The following is a 22,659-nucleotide window of genomic DNA, read 5'->3' as shown; positions in this document are numbered from 1 at the left end:
CATGACCGACCAGCCCATCGCCACCGCAGCACTCGTCCAGCAGGAGGCGGCGTCGCTCGCCGTGTCGCTCGCGCCGGTGTACCAGGATCTGCACGCCAATCCGGAGCTCTCCTTCGCGGAGCACCGGACGGCCGCCCTGGTCGCGGATCGCATCACCGGCCTCGGGTACGGGGTCGCGACGGGGATCGGCGGCACCGGTGTCGTCGGCGTCCTGGAGAACGGCGAAGGACCGACGGTCCTGCTGCGGGCCGACATGGACGGCCTTCCCGTCCTGGAGGAGACGGGCCTCGACTACGCGAGCGTCGCGCGCGGGGTCGACCCGGAGGGTAACGACGTCCCGGTCATGCACGCCTGCGGCCACGACGTCCACGTCACCTGTCTGCTGGGTGCGGCCGAACTCCTCGCTGCACGGCGCGACACCTGGTCCGGGACGCTCGTCGTCCTGTTCCAGCCGGCCGAGGAGGCCGGCGGCGGTGCGCAGGCGATGGTCGACGACGACCTCTACGCACGCGTCCCGAAGCCCGACATCGTGTTCGGCCAGCACGTCGGTCCGCTGCCGGCCGGTGTCGTCGGCACGCACGCCGGTCCGTCGTTCGCCGCGACCGACGCCTACCGCGTCACCTTCCACGGCCGCGGCGGGCACGGATCCCGCCCGCAGTCGACGATCGACCCGATCGTGATGGCGGCGTCGGCGGTCGTCCGACTCCAGAGCATCGTGTCCCGCGAGGTCGCCGGAACCGACACCGCGGTGCTCACCGTCGGCACGATGCACGCCGGCACCAAGAACAACATCATCCCCGACACGGCGCAGATCGGCGTCAACATCCGCAGCTACGAACCGCACGTCCGCGACCGCGTCGTCGGCTCCATGGAGCGCATCATCCGGGCCGAGGCCGCCGCGTCGGGAGCCGAGCGGGAACCGGCGATCGAACACACCGAGGCCTTCCCGGTGCTCGTGAACGATCCCGCGGCGACCGGTGCGGTGACGGCGGTGTTCGCCGACGCGTTCGGTGCCAACCGCGTCGTCGACCCCGGTCTCGTCACGGGCAGTGAAGACGTCGGCATGCTCGCGACGGCCGCCGACGCTCCCATCGTCTACTGGATCCTCGGGGGTGCCGACCCACAGGCCTTCGCCGCGGCCTACGCCTCGGGGCGCATGGAGCAGGACCTCCCCGGCAACCACTCCTCGAAGTTCGCTCCGCTCATCCACCCCACCCTCGACACCGGCATCGCAGCGCTCTCGCTCGCGGCACTGTCGCGTCTTTCCGGAACGGCGGCCACCGCATGATCGTCGTGACGACGGACACCGTCGCCGGACACCGCATCGACGCCGTCCTCGGCGAGGTCGTCGGGCTCACCGTGCGAGCTCGCGACTGGGGATCCTCGATGTCGATCGGCTTCTCGGCGCTCGGCGGCGGCGAGGTCCCGGGGATGACCCAGCTGCTGTTCGAATCCCGCCAGGAGGTCATGCGACGCCTGGTGGCCGACGCGGAACAGCGCGGCGCGAACGCGGTCCTCGCGATGCGTCTCGAGACCACCGACATCGGCGGTGCGTGGACGCAGCTGACCGCCTACGGCACCGCGGCGTACCTCGTCCCGATCCCTGCCGGGGAGCCCGGAGCGACCGGCCAGTCCGCCTATGCGGCGGAACAGCCGGACGCCCCGAAACCACGCGGCGACGTCTGACGGTGGGGTGGCCGAGGGGCGCGCGCCCTCGTTCCGACCCTCGCTGACCTGACCCGCCCGATCACCGCGCCGACGCAGACGGAGGATACCCATGACCGCTTGGATCGACGAACTCATCACCGAGGTGACCACGGCCGTGCGGGAGCGCAGCGACGAACGGGTGGCCGAGATGTTCGAGCGCTGCTTCGCCGACACCCTGCACAGCACGATGACGCCCATGCCGGACGGCACCGTCTTCATGCTCACCGGCGACATCCCCGCGATGTGGCTGCGCGACTCGAGCGCCCAACTCGCGCCCTATCTCCACTTCGCAGCCGACCACCCCGAGCTGGCCGAGTTGCTCGTCGCGGTCAACCGCCGGCAACTGGACGCGATCGCGCTCGACCCCTACGCGAACGCGTTCAACGCCGAGCCGAACGGACACGGCCACCGCGACGACCGCACCGACGCGTCGCCCTGGGTGTGGGAACGCAAGTACGAGATCGACTCGCTCTGCTACCCGCTCCAGCTGGCACACGACATCTGGCTGGCGACGGGGCGCCGCGACCACCTGGACGCGCGGTACCGCTCCGCCGTCGTCGCGGCGATGGAGCTCTGGCAGGTCGAGCAGCACCACGAGGAGCGCTCGCCGTACCGGTTCGAGCGGTTCGACGCGCCGCTCTCCGACACGCTCGTCCGCGACGGACTCGGGCCGGAGACGGCGTGGACCGGGCTCTCGTGGTCGGGGTTCCGGCCGAGCGACGACGCGGGGCGGTACGGCTACAACGTGCCCGGCAACCTCTTCGCCGCGGTGACGCTCGCCGGGGTCGAATCGATCGCTGCCGATGTGCTCGACGACGAGGCACTCGCCGCGGAGGCCGGTGCGCTCCGACGCGAGCTCGAGACCGCGATCGACGCCCACGGTGTCGTGACGACCGATCAGTACGGCGACGTCTACGCCTACGAGGTCGACGGGTTCGGCAACGCGCTCCTGCTGGACGACGCCAACGTGCCGAGCCTGCTCTCGCTGCCGTTCCTCGGCTGGTGCGCGCCCGACGACGCCCGGTACCTCGCCACCAGACGGTTCCTGCTCAGCGAGGACGACCCGAGCTACTTCGTCGGGTCCGCCGCCCGAGGGATCGGGAGCCCGCACACACCCCACGACCACATCTGGCCGATCGCCCTGTCCATCGAGGGTCTCACCTCGCAGGACGAGCAGGACCGCGCCCGCCTGCTCGACACGCTGCTGCGGACCGACGCCGGCACGGGGGTCATGCACGAGTCGTTCCACAAGGACGACCCCGACACCTTCACCCGCCCCTGGTTCTCCTGGGCGAACGCGATGTTCTGCGAGTTCGTCCTCGACGTGGTGGGTCTGCGCACGCACGTGCGGCGTCCTGTGCCCCGAGGCGACTGAACGGACCCGCAGCCTCATGCGCCGACTCAGAGCAGTCGCAGCTCCTGTGCACGGGTGACGGCCCGGGTGCGGTCAGCCACGTCGAGCTTCTCGAAGACGTGCAGCAGGTGCGTCTTCACCGTCGACTCCGAGATGAAGAGTGCCGCCGCGATCGACCGGTTGCTGTTGCCGGCGGCGACGAGCGCGAGGACCTCGAGCTCGCGGGCGCTGAGCTGCGGGCGGGTTGGTGTCCCGCCCTGCATGCGGCCGACGAGCGTCGCCGCGATCGTGGGCGCGAGCACCGTCTGACCGGCGACCACCGAACGGATGCCCGCCAGGATCTCCTGCTCAGGCGCCGCCTTCAACAGGTAGCCGCCGGCACCGGCCTCGATCGCGCCGAGGATGTCGTCGTCGGTCTCGTAGGTCGTCAGCACGAGCACCCGGACGCCGGGCACGCGCTGCACGATGCGCGCTGTCGCCTCCGCACCGCCGAGGACCGGCATGCGCAGGTCCATGAGCACGAGGTCGGGCCGGTACTCCTCGGCCGCCGCGACCGCCGCGGCGCCGTCCGCCACCTCGGCCACGACCTCGAGGTCGTCCGCGCGCCCGAGCAGCGCGACGATGCCCGACCGGACGATGGGGTGGTCGTCCGCAACGACGATCCTGATCCGTGTCATCGTCCCTCCTCCACGGTCCTTGAGCTTGTCGCAGGGCCGCCGGCCGAGACGCCGTCCGTGCTCCCTGAGCTTGTCGCAGCGCTCGCTTCGATTGTCGCCGGCACTCGCACCCGCACGGTCGTCCCCGCTCCGGCGGCACTCCTGAGTTCCACCGTCCCGCCGAGCAGCGTCACCCGGTCGTGCATGCCGTGCAGCCCGAAGCCCGCGCCCGGACTGGTCCCGAGCAGCGCGCCGTCCGGGTCCGCGATGCCGACTCCGTCGTCGGAGATCCGCAGTTCGGCCCAGCCGTCGTCGACGGTGAGCGCCAGCTCGACGCGGTCGGCGGCGGCGTGTTTCCGGATGTTCGCGAGACCCTCTTGGGCACTCCGGAGCAGCACGACCTCGGGCGCCCGTTGGAACCGTTCGGACGGAGCGTCGATGTCGACGGCCACACCTGTCTCGCGGGCGAACCGCTCGCCCAAGCGGCGGAGGCTGTCACCGAGCGTCGTGTCTGCAGCCGGCATCGCCGCCGTCGTGGCCACGAGGGATCTCGCCTCGCGGAGGGCGTCGCGTGCCGTGCTCTCGATGAGGTCGATGCTGTCGAGGGCGGCGATCGGTCGACCGTCCAGCGGGGAGGCGTCCGGGGTGCCCGCGACGGTCTCACCGACCTCGGAGCGGGCGCGTTGCGCGAGCAGCACCACACTCGTGAGGCTCTGTGCGATGGTGTCGTGGATGTCGCGAGCCATGCGTTCACGTTCGGCGGCAGCTCCGGCCTCCCGGCTCGCCCGTTCCGATTCGGCCTGAGCGGTCTGCAGACTCACCAGGAGTCGTGCCTTCTCGTCGCCGAGCTCGGCGATCCGGGTGATCCACAGACCGAGGGACAACGCGAAGACGAGCGAGACGCTCTGGATCGCGAGCCCCTGCAGGATCGCGTCCGGGGTGGCGCCTTGTCCGACGATGAAGCCGACGGCGAGGGTCGCGGCGCTCGCGATGTTGAGGACGATCGCGTTCCGCGTCTTCGGCGTCAACACCCACAGCAGCGGGAACACGAGGCACTGCAGGGTCAGGACGTTCGGGGAGAACGCCGTCCCGACGGCGGTGAGGGCGATGAGGGTGATCGCGAACCAGAGGCCGCCCTGCGGACGCTCGAGGGTGCGTCGTCCGGCCGTGTAGTAGACGAGGCAGAGCGCCGCCAGCACGATCCAGACGCCGACGACCCGTTCCGGTGCCCCGGCCGCGCTGACGCTCACGAGCGCACCGACGATCACGCACCCCGCGCCGAACGCGACATCCCACCATCGTCGTCCGTCCATATCCCAACCCTCCCATCCCTGCTCGCGAACTGTCACTTCCTGATAGTCCCGGCGGCGTACACCCACCGGAACTGACAGTTCGCGGGCTAGGAGCGGCGGACCCAGCGGAAGGTGAGGCGGGTGAGGACGAGGCCGACGACCGCCCAGACGACGAGGACGAGCGCGACCATCGGGAGGTCCCAGCCACCGGACGGCTCCTGCGAGGCGAACCCCTCCGGCAGGAAGACGGAGCGCATGCCCTGCGCGATCCACTTGAGCGGGAAGACACTCGCGACGTTCTGCAGCCATTCGGGCAGCATCGTGAACGAGAGGTAGACGCCGGAGATGAACTGCAGCACGAGCACGATCGGGATGATGACGGCCGTCGCGCTCTTGCCCGTGCGGGGGACTGCCGACAGGGCGATGCCGAGAACCGCCGAGGTGGCGATGCCGAGCAGGTAGATCCAGGCGAAGGTGAGCCACCGCTCGGGCTCGGTCGGCAGGGTGACGTCGAACAGGAACCGGGCGACGAGCAGCAGCAGCACGATCTGGAGGACCGAGGTGACGAGGACCTGCCCCATCTTCCCGAGGAAGTAGGAGATCACCGGGAGCGGGCTGCCGCCGAGGCGCTTGAGCGTGCCATCGCTCTTCTCCGTCGCGATGTCGGTCGCGAGGTTCTGAACGCCCGAGAGGAGGATGCCCGCGGCGATCATGCCGGGCAGGTAGAAGGCGGCCTGACTGACCCCGCCGGTACCGTCGGGTGCCTCGCCCACGTTCCCCATCGCGCTGAACGCGGTCGAGAAGATCGCGAGCATCACGACGGGGAAGAGGAAGGTGAAGAACACCTGGTCGCCGGACCGGAAGTAGATGCGGGTCTCGTAGCCGATCCGGCTGGCTCCGAGCCGGAGGGTGCGTCCGCGGGGGAGTGCCGGGACGAGCGGTTTCGTGGTGCGGTCGATGGAGATCATGCGCCGACTCCTGTCGTGGTGACCTGTGTGGTCGGTGACGGTGCTTCGGATGGGGTGACTGACGTCGCAGCGGAGTCGGCCGCGTGGACGAGTCCGAGGTAGATGTCCTCGAGGCTCGGACGGATGACCTCCAGGTCGCGCGGTTCTCCGCCCAGGGTCGCCGTGAGCTCGGCGACCCGTGCGGCGGGTGCCTCGGTCCGTTCCTCGTGGAGGCCGTGCTCGTCGCGCCAGCGCACCACGGGGATCCGGGCATCGCCACCGCCGATCTCGTCGACCGCGCCGATCTCCACGAGCCGACCCGCCGCGATGACGGCGACGCGGTCGGCGAGCTGGGCGGCTTCGTCGAGGTAGTGGGTGGTGAGGAGGATGGTCGTGCCGTCGCGTTTGAGCGAGCGGATGAGCTCCCAGAACTGTCGACGCGCCTCGGGGTCGAACCCGGTCGTCGGCTCGTCGAGGAAGAGGAGGGCTGGGCGGCCGACCACCCCGAGGGCGACGTCCACCCGACGACGCTGGCCACCCGAGAGCTTGCCGATGCGCGTGCCCGCCTTGCTCGTGAGCCCGACCGCCTCGATGACCTCGTCCACGTCCCGCGGGTCCGCGTAGTACCGGGCGAACTGCGCGAGCTGCTCCCGGACCGTGACGTTGGCGGCCTCGGCGCTCGACTGGAGGACGATGCCGAGGCGGGCCTTCCAGTCGAGACCGCCCTTCGCCGGGTCGACCCCGAGGACGCTCGCCTCGCCGCCCGTCCGGTGCCGGTAGCCCTCGAGGATCTCGATCGTGGTGCTCTTCCCGGCACCGTTCGGGCCGAGGAGGGCGAAGGTCTCGCCCGGGTGGATCTCGAAGGAGACCCCGTCGACGGCGGTGAAATCGCCGTACTGCTTGCGCAGTCCGCGGACCTCGATGATCGGTCGTGTGCTCATGGTGTCCATGCTCGTCCGCTGCGGCCCGCACCGGTAGCGGTGGAGGGGCTGATCCTCGTATCCACCGATCGGTTGATGCGCGGGGCGCCGGAGGTCTCATCGTGCCAGCGCAGCCGACCCGACGCGCACGAACGCCCACCCGCCCGACGAGGGCGGATGGGCGCTGGCGTGACGCTGCGGCGGTCTAGCCGAGTGCCGCGGTGGAGACGACGACGACGAGGTCCTCGACGTTCTCGAACCCGGCGGTCTCCTGGGTGAGCTGGGTGAACGGGATGCCGATGATCGTCAGACCGTCGAGCGATCCGGTGAACGTGCCGGCGGCTTCGGTCACGCTCGCGCCACCGGCCGTCGCGTTCGCGGCCGCTGCGGTGAGGGAGGCGGCGCCGCCGGAGAGGACGGCGTAGCTGCCCGATGCGGCACCCGCTTCATAGCTGAGGATGCACACCGTCGGCAGGTCGCCGAGGACCGCGGCCGGAGCGAAGGTGGCCTTCGCAGCGGCGACAGCGGCCGCTGGGACTGCGACGCCGCTGGCTGCGCTGAGCGTGTTGACCTGCTCTTCGGTGCACTTCGTCGCGCCCGATGCCGGCTCTTCCTGGGCAGCGTCCTCCGTGGCCTCGGGCGCGGTCGTGGCGCTCGTCGAGGGTTCGGAGTCGGCCGGTGCGTCGCCGCTGCTGCAGGCGGCGAGCCCGAAGAGCCCGATGACGGCGACGGCGGCCACCGCGGAGACGCGGAGACGGTGGTGAGCGGAGCGTAGTGACATGGTGGTTCCCCCTGGAATCGTGAGCGTTGACGGATGCTCAGGTCCAGGATGGTGGACCGAGGCGGCAGCCTCAATGGGGACAACTCCCCAGTTGTCGGTCAGGCCCCGGTGCGCATCCACGCCGTCGTGCGGGCGCGGAGCCCGAGAGTGGTCGCGCGCGCACCGAGGTAGCCGACGAAGAAGGTGAGCGCCAACCAGGTGAGCCCGGTCTGCCCGCCGGGTGCCCAGGCGAGGACCGCGAGCGCGAACGGCAGGAAGACGACCGTGTTGAGCAGCCCGGTGATCGCGAGGTACTTCGCGTCGCCGGCGCCGATGAGGACGCCGTCGAGGACGAAGACGACACCACCGAGCGGGGTGGTGACGGCGAGCACGATGATCGCGGGCACGATGAGCGCCGCGAGGTCGGGGTCGCTCGTGAAGAGCAGGCCGATGACCGGGCTCGCGAGGGCGATGACCAGGCCGAGCACGATCCCCGAGCCGACACCCCACTGCAGACAGCGGACGAGGACGGCACGCACACCGGCCACGTCGCCGGCCCCGAGCCCCTTGCCGACGAGCGCCTGCGCGGCGATCGCGAGGGCGTCGAGCGCGAAGGCGAGGGTGGCGAAGAGGGTCATGACGAGCTGGAACCCGGCGAGTTCGTCGGTGCCGAGGTCGGTCGCGACGAACACGGCGATGAGCATCGCGGCACGGAGGCTGACCGTACGGAGGAACAACCATCCGCCGGAACGCGCCGCGCCACCGAGGCCGGCGCGGTGCGGGCGGAGACTCGCTCCCGTCCGCCGCACGTGGCGCAGGACGACGAAGAGGTAGGCGACGACCATGCCCCACTGCGCGATGACGGTGCCGATGGCGGATCCCGCGATGCCGAGTCCGAGGCCGTAGATGAAGAGGAAGTTGAGGCCGATGTTCGCGGCGAACCCGGCGCCGGCGACCACGAGGGGCGTGGTGGTGTCCTGCAGGCCGCGGAGGAGCCCGGTCGCACCGAAGACGAGCAGCATGGCGGGGATGCCGAGCATCGAGATGCCGAGGTAGGTGTCGGCCTGCTGGGCGACGGCGTCCGTCGCACCGAACAGTCCGACGAGCGTGGGGGAGAGGAACCATCCGGCCGCACCGATCACGACGCCGAGCCCGAGCGACAACCAGAGACCGTCCACCCCGAGCGACACCGCGCCGCGCTCGTCGCCGTGTCCGAGACGTCGCGCGACCGCGGGCGTCGTCGCGTAGGCGAGGAACACCATGAGCCCGATGACCGTCTGCAGGACCGCGCTCGCGACCCCGAGGCCGGCGAGCGGCACGACGCCGAGGTGACCGATCATCGCGGAGTCGGCGAGCAGGAACAGCGGCTCCGCCATCAGCGCCCCGAGTGCCGGGACCGCGAGCCGGAGGATGTCGCGGTCGACGGGTCGCAGCCGTCGCCTGTCCTGTCCCGTGGTCACCCGTCGAGCCTAGCCGCGGGCGGGATGCCCGGACCGGCTGAGCCCGCTCCACAGGCGTCCGTGTGGGCGACCGCCTGAGATTCCCTTGCACGCCGTCTGGCTTACTGATATTCCTGTAGACCATGACTGACTTCTCCATCGACTGCGACGCCGTCGAGGCCGTCGCCGGAACTCTGGCGAGGTTTGCCGCGAGCTTCGACCCACCTCGGATCGCCGATGTGAGCGATTGCGGCTCGGCGTCGGTCACGAACAAGATCGATGAGTTCTGTGGATGGTTCACCGCGGCCCCCTCGACGATCAGATCCGCGCGGTCACGAAGCGCCTCGCCGATGCGCACGCGATGGTCGATGGGAGCATCAGCGCTGGTGCGCTTGCACAAGCCGCCAGGGCGGACGCGGCGACCCGTGACGCCGTCAGCTCCGTGTTGACCGGGGTGGGGATCGCGCTGGCACCGGTGACCCTCGGCGCGTCCGGCACCGGCTCCATCGCCACCGTCGCGCTCATCGAAGCGCTCTCCCTCGCGGCGCAGGCCGGAGGCGAAGCACTGTGGGCGACCGAGTACGCCAAGGCCAGCGAGATCGTGCGGCGCAATGGGGACGCCCAGTACATCGAGGCCATGCGCGTGCTCGGTTGCAGTGCAGCAACACTCCTCGGCGTCGACCTCCCCTTCCCCGACACCGGGAAGCTGACTCTCGCACAGCACCGTGCGGCGGTCACCGACTGGTACGCGCACATCAATGAAGCGGCCGTCGAGCACCCGGACCCGGCCCAGCGGATGTCGCCCGACTCCGACCTGGAGGACGTCCTCGAGGACTACGTCACCCGGCGATGGGGAGCCGGCTCGTGATCGGTGCACGCGAGTCTGCGGATTCGACCCCGAAGCGGAACGGCCACCGCCGCGGTCTGGCGCTGCTTGGTGTCGTGGTCGTGCTGGGTCTGGCTGGGTGTGTCGATGGTCCGACGGAGATGCCGACTCCGGAGATCGTCTGGGACCGTGGGGTGGCGCCGTCCTCGCGGTTGGAGGATGACCCGATCGTGCAGGCCGCGCGAGAGGCCGCGATCGGGTTGGCGATGTCGGAGAATTCGGGTGACTTCACGATTCGTCAGCTGAATGATCATTGGAATCATCGTCACATCGTGGATCTCGCCAGGTCGTATGCAGCCGAGACCACTTCCTACGTCTATCCAGGTCCCCATCCGTGGGAGCCGATTCGGATCGCTGAACAGGACGACCGCTTCGCTGTTCTCGAAGTCTGCATGGCGGACGCGGCGTCGGATGGGTGGCTCTGGGGTGAGGACTCGTATGGCAAGCCGTTCATTCCCGACCGGGGCGTGTTGTGGCGGTACGACTTCGAGAAGCTCGATGGCCAATGGAAGCGCGTCACTCGTCATTCATACAGCTATGGGCAGTTCGGGTCGTGTCCGTATGAGGACATTCCGATCGGGTACTTCAACCCGCGCCCGAGAGTGCCGAAGCTGTCGGAGATGCCGCCCGTTCGGGAGCCGTTGCCGCTTGCTCCGGAGAGCGACGAGTACGAGGAGGGGAGGTGGTGAGGAGCGGCGCGCGTCGCGGTATTGCTCCGCTCGGTGTCGTGGTCGTGCTGGGTCTGGCTGGGTGTGTCGCTGGTCCGACGGAGATGCCGACTCCGGAGATCGTCTGGGACCGTGGGGTGGCGCCATCTTCGCCGTTGGAGGACGACCCGATCGTGCAGGCCGCGCGAGAATCCGACATCGGGCTGGTGCTGGCCGAGAACTCGGGTGATTTCACCATCCGTCAGCTGAATGATCGTTGGAATCATCGTCACATCGTGGATCTCGCGCGGTCGTATGCAACGGAGACCACTTCGTACGTGTATCCCGGCCCCGACCCGTGGGAGCCGGTTCGGATCGTTGAGCGAGACGACCACATTGCCGTTCTCGAGGTCTGCATGGCGGACGCGGAGACCGAGGGGTGGCTCTGGGGTGAGGATTCATATGGCAAGCCGTTCATTCCCGACCGGGGTGTGTTGTGGCGGTACGACTTCGAACTGCTCGATGGGTATTGGAAGCGCGTCACTCGTCATTCGTACGGCTATGGGCAGTTCGGGTCGTGTCCGTTTGAGGACATCCCGATCGGGTACTTCAACCCCCGCCCGAAGCTCTCGAAGCCTTCGGAGCGGGCGCCGGTTCGGGAGCCGTTGCCGCTTGCTCCGGAGAGTGACGAGTACGAGGAGGGCAGGCGGTGAGGAAGGGCGTGCGCCGTCGCGGTTTGGCGCTGGTCGGCCCGGTGCTGGTCCTCGGTCTGAGTGGGTGTGTTCCTGCCTCGACGGAGATGCCGACGCCGGAGATCGTCTGGGACCGTGGGGTGGCGCCATCTTCGCCGTTGGAGGATGACCCGATCGTGCAGGCCGCGCGTGAGGCGGCGATCGGGCTGGCGATGGCGAAGAACTCGGGTGATTTCACCATTCGTCAGCTGAATGATCGTTGGAATCATCGTCACTTCGTGGATCTCGCTCGGGGGTATGCGACGGAGACCATGCCGTATGTCTACCCCGGTCCGTATCCGTGGCAACCACTGCGAATACTTGAGCGAGAGGACGACTTCGCTGTGCTCGAGGTGTGTGAGGCGTGGCAGACATCAGACGGTTGGCTTTGGGACGAGGACACGTACGGTAAGCCGTTCATCCCGGACCAGGGCGTTCTGCGGTGGTATGGACTCGCGAAGCTCGACGGACATTGGAAACGTGTCAGTCGCGGCATCGGCGCCGTCGAGCCACGGGATTCGTGTCCGTTCGAGGACATACCGATCGGGTACTTCAACCCGCGCCCGAGAGTGCCGAAGCTGTCGGAGATGCCGCCCGTTCGTGAGCCGTTGCCGCTTGCTCCGGAGAGTGACGAGTACGAGGAGGGCAGGCGGTGAGGAAGGGCGTGCGCCGTAGCGGTCTGGCGCTACTCGGCTTGATGGTGCCGCTCGGTCTGAGTGGGTGTGTTGCTGGTCCGACGGAGATGCCGACTCCGGAGATCGTCTGGGACCGTGGGTTGGCGCCGTCCTCGCCGTTGGAGGACGACCCGATCGTGCAGGCCGCGCGAGAATCCGACATCGGGCTGGCGATGGCCAGGAATTCCGGTGACTTCACGATTCGTCAGCTGAATGATCATTGGAATCACCGTCACATCGTTGATCTCGCCAAGTCATACTCCGCCGAGACCACTTTCTACGTCAATCCAGGCCCTTACCCCTGGGAGCCTGTGAGATTTCTTGAACGAGACGACCACTTCGCCGTGCTCGAGGTCTGTGAGGCGGACTCGGAGAGCGACGGATGGTTGTGGGGCGAGGACTCGTATGGCAAGCCGTTCATTCCCGACCGGGGCGTGTTGTGGCGGTACGACTTCGAGAAGCTCGATGGACGGTGGAAGCGCGTCACTCGTCATTCGTACGGCTATGGGCAGTTCGGGTCGTGTCCGTATGAGGACATCCCGATCGGGTACTTCAACCCCCGCCCGAAGCTCTCGAAGCCTTCGGAGCGGGCGCCGGTGCGGGAGCCGTTGCCGCTTGCTCCGGAGAGTGACGAGTACGAGGAGGGCAGGCGGTGAGCCCCGATGCCGCCGGGCTCAGCGGTCGCCGAGCGACGGCAGAACCGTCGGTCGACGATGTTCGTGATCACCCGGGACGCGAGCTCTCGTAGCCGAGCAGTGACCCGCTCAGGCCAGGGAGGTCACGGAGGCGGATACCGGTGAGGAAGCCGGCCGCAGCGGCATAGGCGACCCGCGGTTGGTCGGCGTCCTCACGGCAGGCCAGGAACAGCGACACGGCGGTGGCGCCCAGGCGCTCGGCGACGTCGGTGATCTCCGTGAAGCCGACGAGCGGGTCGACCCGGTGGGCGATACCGGCCATCGTCCGCACGGCGACACCGTCGGGCTCGGTGCCGTCCTGTGCCAGACCCGACGCCGCGAACGAGACCACGGCCGCGCCTTCGGACGCGAATCGTCGGCAGGCGTCGGTCAGGGCCCGCTCGACGGCTCGGCCGGTGCGGTCCTCCGACGCTGCGCCCGCATCCGCACCCGTCGTCGTCCCGGCGTCGTCCTTCGGCAGTGCGCGCCGGACCGCATCGAGCGCCCACCCGTGCAGGGTGCCGCCGACCCCGGGGATCGGTACCCAGGACACCGCCGCGAGCACGGCGCCTGCGGCATCCGTCACGACGGAGACCCGGACCGCGGCACTCGGCTCCTGGTCGTCGCCATCGGGGGCGTCGTCGCTCGAACCAACGGTGAGACCGAGCTCGGGCACGTGCCGGTCGGACACCCACACCGACGACAGCGCGCGGATCTGGCTGCGGAGCTCCCACCGCAGTTCATGAGCGGGCAGCAGGATCGAGGTCGTCGAATCCGCGCCGGTGGCTCCCGCCGCATCGTCCGGATCAGCGGGTTCTGATGCACCCGCCCTGCCGAGGTCGAGCACGAGGTCTCGACCGAGCGGCGACACCCGCCACCCCTCGGGCACGATGCGCGCGTCGCGAGTGGCGAAGACCGCCGGTGTGAGCCCCTCCTGCTCGGCCGCCGTCGCGAACGCCGACACCGCTGCGGCTGCACCGCCGGGGTCGCCGATCGGCTCGCCGAGTGCCAGCGCGACGCCGGCGTGCTGCTGGTAGGCGACCGCGTGCGCGCCGTCGGCCGTGATGAACACCCGGTTCTCGGGTCGGAGCGCCGAGGCCGCCAGCGGTCCGCCGCCGTGTTCGCGCAGCAGTTGCGCCGCCCTGGCGCGCGCTCGCCGCGCACCCGGACCGATCGCCCCGGGCAGGCGTCGCCTGGTCTGGTTCGCCGCGACCCGGAACGCGTGGCGCGACAGCACGAGGACCACCGCCTGTCCCACCCACAGGACGCTCGCGGAGATCCAGATGGTCGACGCCACGAGCGGCACCTGGGCCAGCCAAGCGAGGGCGATGAGGGCGAGCGTGACCAGCAGGTTGCCGACGGTGAGCACCATCGCCGCCCACCAGGCCCACCGATGACCACGGCGGAGCCAGTTCGCGATCACCAGGATCGCGACGGTGTCGACCCCGACGTCGAGGATGGAGCCCTGCGTCAGGGTGGTCGAACCGAGCGGCCCGTCGAGCGGCACGAGGGTGACGAGCAGCTGCACCGCACCGATCACGAGTAGCCCGGCGACGGCGAACAGTCGCCAGTCGCGCATGGTCGGTCGTGGGGTCGACCGGTGCTCACCGAGGAGGAGGCGGGCCACGATCACGAAGACGACGGTCGCGATGAAGTGCTCGAGGTCGTCGATCTTCCCGACGTAGAGGAGCGCGATCGACACCCACGACAGGAGCAGCAGTCGCCAGCGCAGCCGGTAGGGGGAACGCATGAACGCGGTCGCGGTCGCGACGCAGGCGAGGATGCCGCAGCTCGGACCGACGTCGAGCGTCGTCACGAGAGACTGCGCCCACGGCCAGTCGAGCCGAGCCAGCGCCAGAGCCGCGCCGAGCGCGCCGAGGATACCGACGAGGTGGCCGGTCACGAAGATCGCCGACGCCCGCAGTGTGCCGAATCGGACCTCGACCCACCCGCCGAACACGGCCGCGCCGACGATCGCGATGAGGTAGGCGAGCGGGTCGGCGGTGATGAACATGCCCGTCAGGACCGTCCACCAGCGCCCGGCTTCGAGGCTCGGCACCCCGTACGCGAACGCCGGGTACCAGGCGGCCTGGTCGATCGGGCGCCACAGGCCGCCGGTCACGACGCCGAGGGCGACGAAGACGGTGACGAAGGCGGTGGTCGCGGGGGTCGTCCGCAGGGCCCAGCGCAGTGGCGTCAGGACATCGGCGATCGCGGCGCGCAAGTCGGTGCGGACGGGGGCCGAGCTGGCCGCCCGGATGGTCGGCACTTCCATGCGGGCGTCGGCCCTGGCCGCGGTCGGGACCGACCCGGATGGCGACAGCAGTTCGTCGAGCTCCGCCTCGGTCATCGACACGGGCGCGCGGTCGGCGGCTGGCTGGGCAGCCCGACGACGGATCCGGAACACGACGACCACCGCGATCACGACGGCCGCGGCACCGGCCAACGCGAGCGCCGCCCAGGAGAAGCGGTGCAGGAACTCGGTCGCGGCACTCCCCAGCACGGTGACGACCGTCACCACGAGCGAGGCCCAGGCGATGCCACCCGCCGCGTTGGCGACGAGGAAGTGCGGGTACGTCATGCGGAACATGCCAGCGAGTGGTCCGGAGAAGATGCGGAGCACGGCGATGAACCGACCGACGAACACCGCCCACGGCCCCCACCGCCGCATGAGGTGGACCGCGGCGCCCAGCCGCTTCGGCCCCACGTGCTTCGGGAACCTGCGGTTCAGCACCGACAGGAGCCGCCGGCCGTACCGCTTGCCGATCCAGTACCCGATCGAGTCGCCGAGGATCGCACCACCGGCGGCCGCGGCGGCGACGAACACCGGGTTCAGGCCGCTCGACGCGGCGAGGAGGGTCGCCCCGATGAGCACGGTCTCTCCCGGCAACGGCACGCCGAGGCTTTCGACCGCGACGACCAGGAAGACGACGAGGAGCAGGACGCCGGGCGGGAAGTCGGCCAACCAGTCCACGCGGGCTCCTTCCGGCCGGGTGGGTCAACGGTAGTCCCTCGTTCCCCGAAGCGCTCGCGACGCTCCTCCACAGGACTCGGTCCAGAGGTGCACGCCCGCTCTGAGAGAACACCCGAGCCGTGGTCAGGTGCCGTCGCTAGGCTGATCCGCATGACTGACGCGCAGCTCGCCTCCGGCATCGACCGCTCCGAACTCGACCCGGCCGTGCGGCCGCAGGACGACCTCTTCCGCCACGTGAACGGCAAGTGGATGGACCGCACCGAGATCCCCGACGACAAGGCCCGCTGGGGATCGTTCCACCAGCTGGCGGAAGACGCCGAGAACGCCGTCCGCGACATCATCGAGGAGTCGCAGACGAACCCCGACGGCGAGGAGGGCGTGAAGATCGGCGCCCTGTACGCGAGCTTCATGGACGTCGACCGGGCCAACGCCCTCGGAGCGACCCCGCTCGCCGACCAGCTCGCCCGTGTCGCAGCGGTCGACTCCATCGAGTCCTTCCTCCGCCTTTCCGGCGAGTTCGAGGCGGAGGGCGTCGGCGGCTTCCTGCAGCTCTTCGTCGACAACGACCCGGGCAACCCCGAGCGTTACCTCGTCTTCGCCGAACAGGGCGGCATCACGCTGCCCGACGAGTCCTATTTCCGTGAAGACACCTTCGCCGAGATCCGCGACGCCTACCGCGCACACCTCCAGACGATGTTCGAGCTCGCCGGCATCGACGACGCTGCCGCACGCGCCGACCGCGTGTTCGCCCTCGAGACGGCGATCGCGTCCAAGCACTGGGACAACGTCGCCACCCGCGACAGCGAGAAGACGTACAACCTGTACTCGTGGGACGAAGCGGCGGCGCTCGCCGCAGGTGCCGACCTCGACGGCCCGAACCTCGCCGTCTGGCGCGATGCGATCGGTGCCGCCGACGCGGTGTTCGCCGAGATCGTCGTGCGCGAGCCGAGCTTCCTCGAGGGCCTCGGGGAGCTCCTCGTCGCCGAGCAGCTCGAGTCCTGGAAGGACTGGCTGGCCTGGAAGGTCGTCCACGGTGCTGCTCCGTACCTCTCCGAGGAGTTCGGTCGCGCCAACTTCGACTTCTACGGCAAGACCCTCACCGGCACGCCGCAGCAGCGTGAGCGCTGGAAGCGCGGCGTCTCGCTCGTCGAGGGCATGCTCGGCGAGGCCGTCGGCCGCATCTACGTCGACCGGCACTTCGGCGCCACGTCGAAGGACGAGATGGACGTCCTCGTCGGCTTCCTCGTCGAGGCGTACCGCGACAGCATCGAGAACCTCGAGTGGATGAGCCCCGAGACCCGCACGCGGGCGTTGGAGAAGCTCGACAAGTTCACGCCCAAGATCGGATTCCCCGTCAAGTGGCGCGACTACTCGGCGCTGGAGCTCGACGCCGACGACCTGCTCGGCAACGTCCGTCGTGCCAGCCGGTTCGAGATGGACCGCGAACTGGGCAAGATCGGCAAGCCGCTCGACCGCGACGAATGGTTCATGACGCCGCAGACGATCAACGCCTACTACAACCCCGGTTTCAACGAGATCGTGTTCCCGGCCGCCATCCTCCAGTACCCGTTCTTCGACGCCGGCCGCGACGCCGCCGCGAACTACGGGGCGATCGGCGCGGTCATCGGTCACGAGATCGGGCACGGCTTCGACGACCAGGGATCGAAGTTCGACGGCGACGGCCGACTCACCGACTGGTGGACCGAGGCCGACCGCGCGGCGTTCGAGGAGCGCACCGCGTCGCTCATCGAGCAGTACAACGCGCTGGCTCCCGCCCAGGTGCCCGACCACCACGTGAACGGCGCCCTGACGATCGGCGAGAACATCGGCGACCTCGGCGGGCTCGGCATCGCCTGGAAGGCGTACCTGCTGTCGCTCGAGGGTGCGGAGCCGCCGGTCATCGACGGCCTCACCGGCGCGGAGCGGTTCTTCCTCTCCTGGGCGCAGGCCTGGCAGCAGAAGGGACGCGACGCAGAGGTCATCCGACTGCTGTCGATCGACCCGCACTCGCCGAACGAGTTCCGATGCAACCAGATCGTCCGGAACATCGACGCCTTCTACGAGGCGTTCGGCGTCACCGAGTCCGACGCAGCATGGCTCGCCCCCGAGGAGCGCGTCACCATCTGGTAGCCGACCTGCTGGTCCATGCCCTTCACCTGCCGGTCCCTGCCCTTCACCTGCCGGTCCCTGCCCTTCACCACCCGGTCCCTGCCCTTCACCACCCGGTCCCTGAGCTTGTCGAAGGGCAGGGCTTGTCGAAGGGCAGGAACCGATTGTCGAAGGGTCGGCTCCGCCTGTCGCCCCCTGCCGATGACCCCAGTAGTGGGACATGCGGAAGGCCGACAGGCGCTGCGAGAATCACTCTGGAGTCGACGAATCGTCATCCCGATGCACTCGAGAAGCTCACGGCGCAAGACCCGAACAGCGCCTGAGCGGACCTGGTCCGATCCGTCCGGTTCACAGCAGCGTCGCCGTCGATATCGCCACAGCCCCCGCCGTCCCCCGGCCCGGGCGAGGCGGTACCGGCGGCGACGTGCTCCACTCCCCGCGAACCCGTAGAATCGCAGGCGTGTCTAAAGTCTTGAGCAGCCTCCCCGTCGGCGAGCGCGTCGGCATCGCCTTCTCCGGAGGTCTCGACACCTCCGTCGCCGTCGCTTGGATGCGCGAGAAGGGTGCCATCCCGTGCACCTACACCGCCGACATCGGCCAGGCGGACGAACCGAACATCGGCGCCGTCCCCGACCGCGCCAAGGAGTACGGCGCCGAGATCGCGCGCCTCGTCGACGCGAAGTCGGCGCTCGTCGAGGAGGGCCTCGTCGCCCTCCAGTGCGGTGCGTTCCACATCCGCAACGCCGGCAAGACCTACTTCAACACGACGCCGCTCGGCCGCGCCGTGACGGGCACCATGCTCGTCCGCGCGATGAAGGAGGACGGCGTCGACATCTGGGGCGACGGCTCCACCTACAAGGGCAACGACATCGAGCGGTTCTACCGCTACGGTCTGCTCGCCAACCCGCGCCTGCGCATCTACAAGCCGTGGCTCGACGTCGACTTCGTCAACGAGCTCGGTGGCCGCAAGGAGATGAGCGAGTGGCTCGTCGCCCGCGACTTCCCGTACCGAGACTCCACCGAGAAGGCGTACAGCACCGACGCCAACATCTGGGGCGCCACCCACGAGGCCAAGCGCCTCGAGGAACTCAGCTCCGGCATGGAACTCGTCGAGCCGATCATGGGCGTGCCGTTCTGGCGTGAAGACGTCGCGATCGCTTCCGAGGTCGTCACCGTCACCTTCGAGGCCGGTCGCCCGGTCGCACTCAACGGCGTCGAGTACGCCGACGCGGTCGCGCTGGTCCTCGAGGCCAACGCCATCGGCGGTCGTCACGGTCTCGGCATGAGCGACCAGATCGAGAACCGCATCATCGAGGCTAAGAGCCGCGGCATCTACGAGGCCCCCGGCATGGCGCTCCTCCACATCGCGTACGAGCGTCTGCTCAACGCGATCCACAACGAGGACACGGTCGCCAACTACCACAACGAGGGTCGCCGACTCGGGCGCCTCATGTACGAGGGCCGCTGGCTCGACCCGCAGTCGCTCATGCTCCGCGAGTCCATCCAGCGCTGGGTCGGCTCCGCCGTCTCCGGCGAGGTCTCGATCCGTCTGCGCCGCGGCGACGACTACACGATCCTCGACACCTCGGGCCCGGGCCTCAGCTACCACCCCGACAAGCTCTCGATGGAGCGCGTCGGCGATGCAGCGTTCGGTCCCGACGACCGCATCGGTCAGCTCACCATGCGCAACCTCGACATCGCGGACTCGCGCTCGCGGCTCGAGCAGTATGCGGCGGCCGGCATCGTCGGCGGTGCGACCGCGGACCTCGTCGGCAAGCTCGAGCAGGGTGAGGCGCAGGAGATCCTCGGCGGCGAACTCCTCGACCCGACCGCCGACGCCCTCGAGCGCGCGACCGACCTCGCTTCCGAGGGCGCCGCGTTCGACTCCGGCACCGACTAGTCGCACCACGTAACGCCGAACGCCCGCCGCACTCCACGAGTGCGGCGGGCGTTTCGCGTCGGCGATGCCTGCCCCAACTCAGGACAGATGCGGCGTGTCGAGCTGCACCCCCGCCGACACGCCGCCGACACGCCGGACGACTCCTGAGTTGGGACGGCAGGGGTTCACCTCTCAGGACCGGTGCGGGGCGTCCCGTCGGACCCGCCGGGTGGCCGATGTGACCCGCCGGGGCCGTCCTGAGTCGTGAACCGACCGGACCTACGCGGGGACGGGTGACTCCGCAGACCGCTCGGGTGCTGCGTTGTCCCTAACTCAGGATCGCTGCGGCGTGTCGGGTGAGACACGCCGGCCGGGCGCCGCGACGCGCCGAGTCGCTCCTGAGTTAGGGACGGCGGCGGAGGACAAGGACGCTGTCGTCGAGCGCGGCGGGCTCGCCGTCGGGCCCGATCGCCGCGCGCGCGACGAGGCCTGCGGTGATGACCTCCCACTCGGTCGACTCCAGCTCCAGGGAGACGTGGACCTCGTCGGGCGTCGGGAAGTGGGCGTGCGCGATGTGCTCGGTCGCCCAGGGCGGCGGACCGGCGTGGCCGACGACGAGGAGCGTGCCACCGGGAGCGACCGCCGACGCCGCGCGGCGCAGGACCGCCTCGCGCGGGAACTCGACGGGGGAGTGCAGGAAGGTCGCTGTGACGAGGTCGAACGACGCCGACGGTTCCCACTCGACGAGGTCGGCCTGCACCCAGGTGATGCGATCGGCGACCCCCGCCTCGCTCGCGGTCGACGCTCCGAGGGCGAGCGCGCTCGGGGAGATGTCGACGGCGGTCACGGACCAGCCCTGCCGGGCGAGCCACACGGCGTCGGCGCCCTCTCCGCTGCCGAGTTCGAGTGCGGTGCCGGGCGCCAACTCGCCCACCTCGCGCTCGAGGGCGGCGTTCGGCCTGCCGCTCCACACCTGGCCGCGGCTGCTGTAACGGTGCTCCCAGAAGGCGGCGGGATCGGTGATGGCGGGCTCGTGCTCGGAGGTCATGGCATCAGCCTGCCGTGACACCGGCTGCGAACAGCCGTTTCTTGCCGGAACGGCAATAGCGAGTGTCGCCGGGGGGGGGGGGGGGGGCTTCGACACTTCGACAGGCTCAGAGACCGGGTTGCAGGTGGGCCGATCCGGTCACTGAGCCTGTCGAAGTGCTCGCCGGGGAAGGTGGTCCGCTCGCCGCCCTTCGACAGGCTCAGGGGCCGGGACGCGGCTCAGGGTCCGGGACGCGGCTCAGCGACCGGGTCGCGGCTGGGCTGATCCGGTCACTGAGCCTGTCGAAGTGCTCGCGGGGAAAGACGGTCCGGTCGCCGCCCTTCGACAGGCTCAGGGGACCGGGCACCGACGCCGCGTCTTGCGTCAGGCGCGGAAGTTGAGCGCCAGGTCGACGAGGAGGCGCGTGCCGTACCCGGTCGCGCCCTTCGACCGCCACGACTCGTCCGACTCCACGAGCATGGTGCCCGCGATGTCGAGGTGCGCCCACGGGATGTCGCCGACGAACTCCGCGAGGAACAGCGCGGCGAGCGTCGAACCGGCGAACCGGCCGCCGATGTTGGCGAGGTCCGCGACGTCCGAGTCGAGCTGCTTCCGGTAGCTGCGTTCGAGCGGCAACTGCCACAGCTGCTCGTCGGTGGCCTTCGACGACGCGAGCGTCTGGTCGACGATGCCCTGGTCGGTGCCGTGCACGGCCGCCGTCTTCGTGCCGAGCGCCATGATCGCGGCACCGGTCAGCGTCGCGATGTCGACGATCGCGTCGGGCTCCTCCTCGACGGCGAGGCTCAGGCCGTCGGCGAGGACGAGACGACCCTCGGCGTCGGTGTTCTTGATCTCGACGGTGGTGCCGTTGCGGAACGTCAGCACGTCGCCGAGCATCGTGGCCGAGCCCGAGGGCATGTTGTCCGTGCACATGAGGAACGCCGTGACGCTGCTCGTGCAGTGCAACTCCTCCAGCGCCGTCATGGCGGACAGGATCGCTCCGGCGCCCGCCATGTCCATCTTCATCGCCGCGTGGGACGGGTCGGACGGCTTGAGCGAGATGCCGCCCGAGTCGTACATGATGCCCTTGCCGACGAGCGCGAGGTGCCCTGCGGCCTCGATCGGCGAGCCGTCGTCGTCCTTCGGCGTGTACCGGAGCTTGATCAGGCGCGGTTCCTCGACGCTGCCGGCGTTGACCCCGAGCAGGCCGCCGAGACCGAGCTCGATGAGCGCGTCCTTGTCGAAGACCTCGACGTCGAGCCCGTTGGCGGCACCGAGCGTCTCGGCCACGTCGGCGAGGTCGGTCGCCGTGAGGTGTCCGGGAGGCGTGTTCGCGAGGTCGCGCGCGAGGTTCGCCGAACGGGCGAGGACCTCGCCACGGTGTGCGCCGGTCGCGGTCTCCGGCAGGTCTTCGGCGCCGGCGACGAGGTGGAGCGCGACGAGCGGGGTGCGCTTGGTTTCCCGCTTCAGCTCGGTGTAGCGGTACCGGGCGAGGAGCGCGCCCTCGACGACGAGCTGGCCGGCGGAGGCCGGGTCGAGGTCGAACGAGCGCGCCACGTCGAGGCCGATGCTCGCGAACGAGGATGCCGCACGGGCGAAGGCCGCAGCGATATCGCGGAGGGCTGCCGGGGTGCGCTTCTCGGGGTCACCGACGCCGACCGCGATGTACGTCGGGGCGTCCTGGCTGGGGATGACGAGCGTCTGGCCGATCTCGCCGGTGAACCCGGCGCGGGTCAGGGCCGCGCGGTCGAGTCCGAGCGCGGCGGGGATGTCGTCGCCGGCGCCGTCGGCTGCGGGGGCGACGGCCAGGCCGATCGCCTCGACGCCCTCGGGGAGTTCGATCGCGACGCTCAGCTCGACCGCCTCGGCGTCGAGTGAGGGGGTGCGGGAGAAGGTCGGCGGGATCAGCTTGGTGGGGCGGGATGGCATGCAGCGTCCTTCGTCTCGGAGTCGGGCTGGATCCATCGTATGGGCCTCACCTGG

General features: G+C 69.8%; 19 protein-coding genes. 10 read left to right on the top strand and 9 right to left on the bottom strand.

All coding sequences use genetic code 11. The annotated features are described in order from the left end of the window. Window position 1 precedes the first annotated feature (1 nt). The 3 genes from B9Y95_RS07870 (at window position 2) to B9Y95_RS07860 (ending at window position 3,082) form a co-directional block, all read left to right on the top strand. Window positions 2-1,288 carry an amidohydrolase gene (locus tag B9Y95_RS07870; RefSeq protein ID WP_085511355.1) on the top strand — a complete coding sequence of 429 codons (1,287 nt, stop codon included), beginning with the start codon at window positions 2-4 and terminating at the stop codon, window positions 1,286-1,288. Beyond that, entirely contained in the window at window positions 1,285-1,686 is a 402-nt protein-coding gene (locus tag B9Y95_RS07865) for a YbjQ family protein (protein WP_079704464.1), read from the top strand. The genes B9Y95_RS07870 and B9Y95_RS07865 overlap by 4 nt, the downstream gene beginning before the upstream one ends. Before the next feature lie 91 nt (window positions 1,687-1,777). Next, entirely contained in the window at window positions 1,778-3,082 is a 1,305-nt protein-coding gene (locus B9Y95_RS07860; RefSeq protein WP_085511354.1) for a glycoside hydrolase family 125 protein, read from the top strand. Between the two features lie 26 nt (window positions 3,083-3,108). On the opposite strand, the gene B9Y95_RS07855 is transcribed toward B9Y95_RS07860, so the two are convergent. The 6 genes from B9Y95_RS07855 to B9Y95_RS07830 all read right to left on the bottom strand — a co-directional run bounded on the left by B9Y95_RS07855 (window position 3,109) and on the right by B9Y95_RS07830 (window position 9,096). Next, window positions 3,109-3,738: a response regulator gene (locus tag B9Y95_RS07855; protein ID WP_085511353.1), complete on the bottom strand. Its 630-nt coding sequence runs from the start codon at window positions 3,736-3,738 to the stop codon at window positions 3,109-3,111. Next, on the bottom strand, window positions 3,735-5,030 hold the full coding sequence (locus tag B9Y95_RS07850; protein ID WP_085511352.1) for a sensor histidine kinase: 1,296 nt from the start codon (window positions 5,028-5,030) through the stop codon (window positions 3,735-3,737). Before B9Y95_RS07850 ends, B9Y95_RS07855 begins: the two co-directional genes overlap by 4 nt. A gap of 86 nt (window positions 5,031-5,116) precedes the next feature. After that, on the bottom strand, window positions 5,117-5,977 hold the full coding sequence (locus tag B9Y95_RS07845) for an ABC transporter permease (protein WP_085511351.1): 861 nt from the start codon (window positions 5,975-5,977) through the stop codon (window positions 5,117-5,119). Continuing rightward, entirely contained in the window at window positions 5,974-6,897 is a 924-nt protein-coding gene (locus B9Y95_RS07840; protein ID WP_085511718.1) for an ABC transporter ATP-binding protein, read from the bottom strand. Before B9Y95_RS07840 ends, B9Y95_RS07845 begins: the two co-directional genes overlap by 4 nt. A 184-nt stretch (window positions 6,898-7,081) precedes the next feature. Next, window positions 7,082-7,657 carry a hypothetical protein gene (locus tag B9Y95_RS07835; RefSeq protein ID WP_085511350.1) on the bottom strand — a complete coding sequence of 192 codons (576 nt, stop codon included), beginning with the start codon at window positions 7,655-7,657 and terminating at the stop codon, window positions 7,082-7,084. A 98-nt stretch (window positions 7,658-7,755) separates the two neighbouring features. After that, complete coding sequence (locus B9Y95_RS07830) at window positions 7,756-9,096, bottom strand: MATE family efflux transporter (protein WP_234994022.1); 1,341 nt, start codon at window positions 9,094-9,096, stop codon at window positions 7,756-7,758. A gap of 271 nt (window positions 9,097-9,367) precedes the next feature. Between B9Y95_RS07830 and B9Y95_RS07825 the strand changes: the two genes are divergently transcribed. The 5 genes from B9Y95_RS07825 to B9Y95_RS07805 are packed head-to-tail and all read left to right on the top strand — an operon-like array spanning window position 9,368 to window position 12,669. Further along, window positions 9,368-9,943 (top strand): hypothetical protein, encoded by a 576-nt coding sequence (locus tag B9Y95_RS07825; RefSeq protein WP_085511349.1) that lies wholly within the window; start codon window positions 9,368-9,370, stop codon window positions 9,941-9,943. Continuing rightward, the gene (locus B9Y95_RS07820) at window positions 9,940-10,650 is read left to right on the top strand and encodes a hypothetical protein (RefSeq protein WP_143736371.1); all 711 of its coding nucleotides are present in this window, start codon (window positions 9,940-9,942) and stop codon (window positions 10,648-10,650) included. Before B9Y95_RS07825 ends, B9Y95_RS07820 begins: the two co-directional genes overlap by 4 nt. After that, the gene (locus tag B9Y95_RS07815; protein ID WP_085511347.1) at window positions 10,644-11,321 is read left to right on the top strand and encodes a hypothetical protein; all 678 of its coding nucleotides are present in this window, start codon (window positions 10,644-10,646) and stop codon (window positions 11,319-11,321) included. The genes B9Y95_RS07820 and B9Y95_RS07815 overlap by 7 nt, the downstream gene beginning before the upstream one ends. Next, complete coding sequence (locus B9Y95_RS07810) at window positions 11,318-11,995, top strand: hypothetical protein (protein WP_085511346.1); 678 nt, start codon at window positions 11,318-11,320, stop codon at window positions 11,993-11,995. The genes B9Y95_RS07815 and B9Y95_RS07810 overlap by 4 nt, the downstream gene beginning before the upstream one ends. Continuing rightward, window positions 11,992-12,669, top strand: coding sequence for a hypothetical protein (locus B9Y95_RS07805; protein WP_085511345.1), 678 nt, complete (start codon window positions 11,992-11,994; stop codon window positions 12,667-12,669). The genes B9Y95_RS07810 and B9Y95_RS07805 overlap by 4 nt, the downstream gene beginning before the upstream one ends. 67 nt (window positions 12,670-12,736) lie before the next feature. Here the strand turns inward: B9Y95_RS07805 and B9Y95_RS07800 are convergent, their stop codons facing one another. Further along, window positions 12,737-15,661, bottom strand: coding sequence for a VTT domain-containing protein (locus B9Y95_RS07800; RefSeq protein WP_085511344.1), 2,925 nt, complete (start codon window positions 15,659-15,661; stop codon window positions 12,737-12,739). Window positions 15,662-15,811: 150 nt separating this feature from the next. Between B9Y95_RS07800 and B9Y95_RS07795 the strand changes: the two genes are divergently transcribed. Continuing rightward, entirely contained in the window at window positions 15,812-17,791 is a 1,980-nt protein-coding gene (locus tag B9Y95_RS07795) for a M13 family metallopeptidase (RefSeq protein ID WP_085511343.1), read from the top strand. A gap of 439 nt (window positions 17,792-18,230) precedes the next feature. Further along, window positions 18,231-19,670, top strand: a complete 1,440-nt coding sequence (argG, locus tag B9Y95_RS07790) for an argininosuccinate synthase (protein WP_079704472.1) — start codon at window positions 18,231-18,233, stop codon at window positions 19,668-19,670. 382 nt (window positions 19,671-20,052) lie between these two features. On the opposite strand, the gene B9Y95_RS07785 is transcribed toward argG, so the two are convergent. Both B9Y95_RS07785 and B9Y95_RS07780 read right to left on the bottom strand, forming a co-directional pair. After that, the gene (locus B9Y95_RS07785; protein WP_085511342.1) at window positions 20,053-20,697 is read right to left on the bottom strand and encodes an SAM-dependent methyltransferase; all 645 of its coding nucleotides are present in this window, start codon (window positions 20,695-20,697) and stop codon (window positions 20,053-20,055) included. Window positions 20,698-21,060: 363 nt separating this feature from the next. Further along, window positions 21,061-22,605: a leucyl aminopeptidase gene (locus tag B9Y95_RS07780; RefSeq protein ID WP_085511341.1), complete on the bottom strand. Its 1,545-nt coding sequence runs from the start codon at window positions 22,603-22,605 to the stop codon at window positions 21,061-21,063. Window positions 22,606-22,659 lie beyond the last annotated feature (54 nt).

This window comes from Plantibacter flavus (assembly GCF_900177615.1).
GTDB classification, from domain to species: domain Bacteria; phylum Actinomycetota; class Actinomycetes; order Actinomycetales; family Microbacteriaceae; genus Plantibacter; species Plantibacter flavus.
Note: the sequence above shows the minus strand (reverse complement) of the source record. Positions and strands in the feature narration are given on the sequence as shown.

Excerpts from the sequence above, each read along its gene's own strand:
- B9Y95_RS07840 (WP_085511718.1), bottom strand. The coding sequence starts at position 6,897 with ATGAGCACACGACCGATCATCGAGGTCCGCGGACTGCGCAAGCAGTAC.
- B9Y95_RS07835 (WP_085511350.1), bottom strand. The coding sequence starts at position 7,657 with ATGTCACTACGCTCCGCTCACCACCGTCTCCGCGTCTCCGCGGTGGCC.
- B9Y95_RS07795 (WP_085511343.1), top strand. The coding sequence starts at position 15,812 with ATGACTGACGCGCAGCTCGCCTCCGGCATCGACCGCTCCGAACTCGAC.
- B9Y95_RS07860 (WP_085511354.1), top strand. The coding sequence starts at position 1,778 with ATGACCGCTTGGATCGACGAACTCATCACCGAGGTGACCACGGCCGTG.
- B9Y95_RS07870 (WP_085511355.1), top strand. The coding sequence starts at position 2 with ATGACCGACCAGCCCATCGCCACCGCAGCACTCGTCCAGCAGGAGGCG.
- B9Y95_RS07865 (WP_079704464.1), top strand. The coding sequence starts at position 1,285 with ATGATCGTCGTGACGACGGACACCGTCGCCGGACACCGCATCGACGCC.
- B9Y95_RS07850 (WP_085511352.1), bottom strand. The coding sequence starts at position 5,030 with ATGGACGGACGACGATGGTGGGATGTCGCGTTCGGCGCGGGGTGCGTG.
- B9Y95_RS07785 (WP_085511342.1), bottom strand. The coding sequence starts at position 20,697 with ATGACCTCCGAGCACGAGCCCGCCATCACCGATCCCGCCGCCTTCTGG.
- B9Y95_RS07825 (WP_085511349.1), top strand. The coding sequence starts at position 9,368 with ATGGTTCACCGCGGCCCCCTCGACGATCAGATCCGCGCGGTCACGAAG.
- B9Y95_RS07780 (WP_085511341.1), bottom strand. The coding sequence starts at position 22,605 with ATGCCATCCCGCCCCACCAAGCTGATCCCGCCGACCTTCTCCCGCACC.
- B9Y95_RS07855 (WP_085511353.1), bottom strand. The coding sequence starts at position 3,738 with ATGACACGGATCAGGATCGTCGTTGCGGACGACCACCCCATCGTCCGG.
- B9Y95_RS07845 (WP_085511351.1), bottom strand. The coding sequence starts at position 5,977 with ATGATCTCCATCGACCGCACCACGAAACCGCTCGTCCCGGCACTCCCC.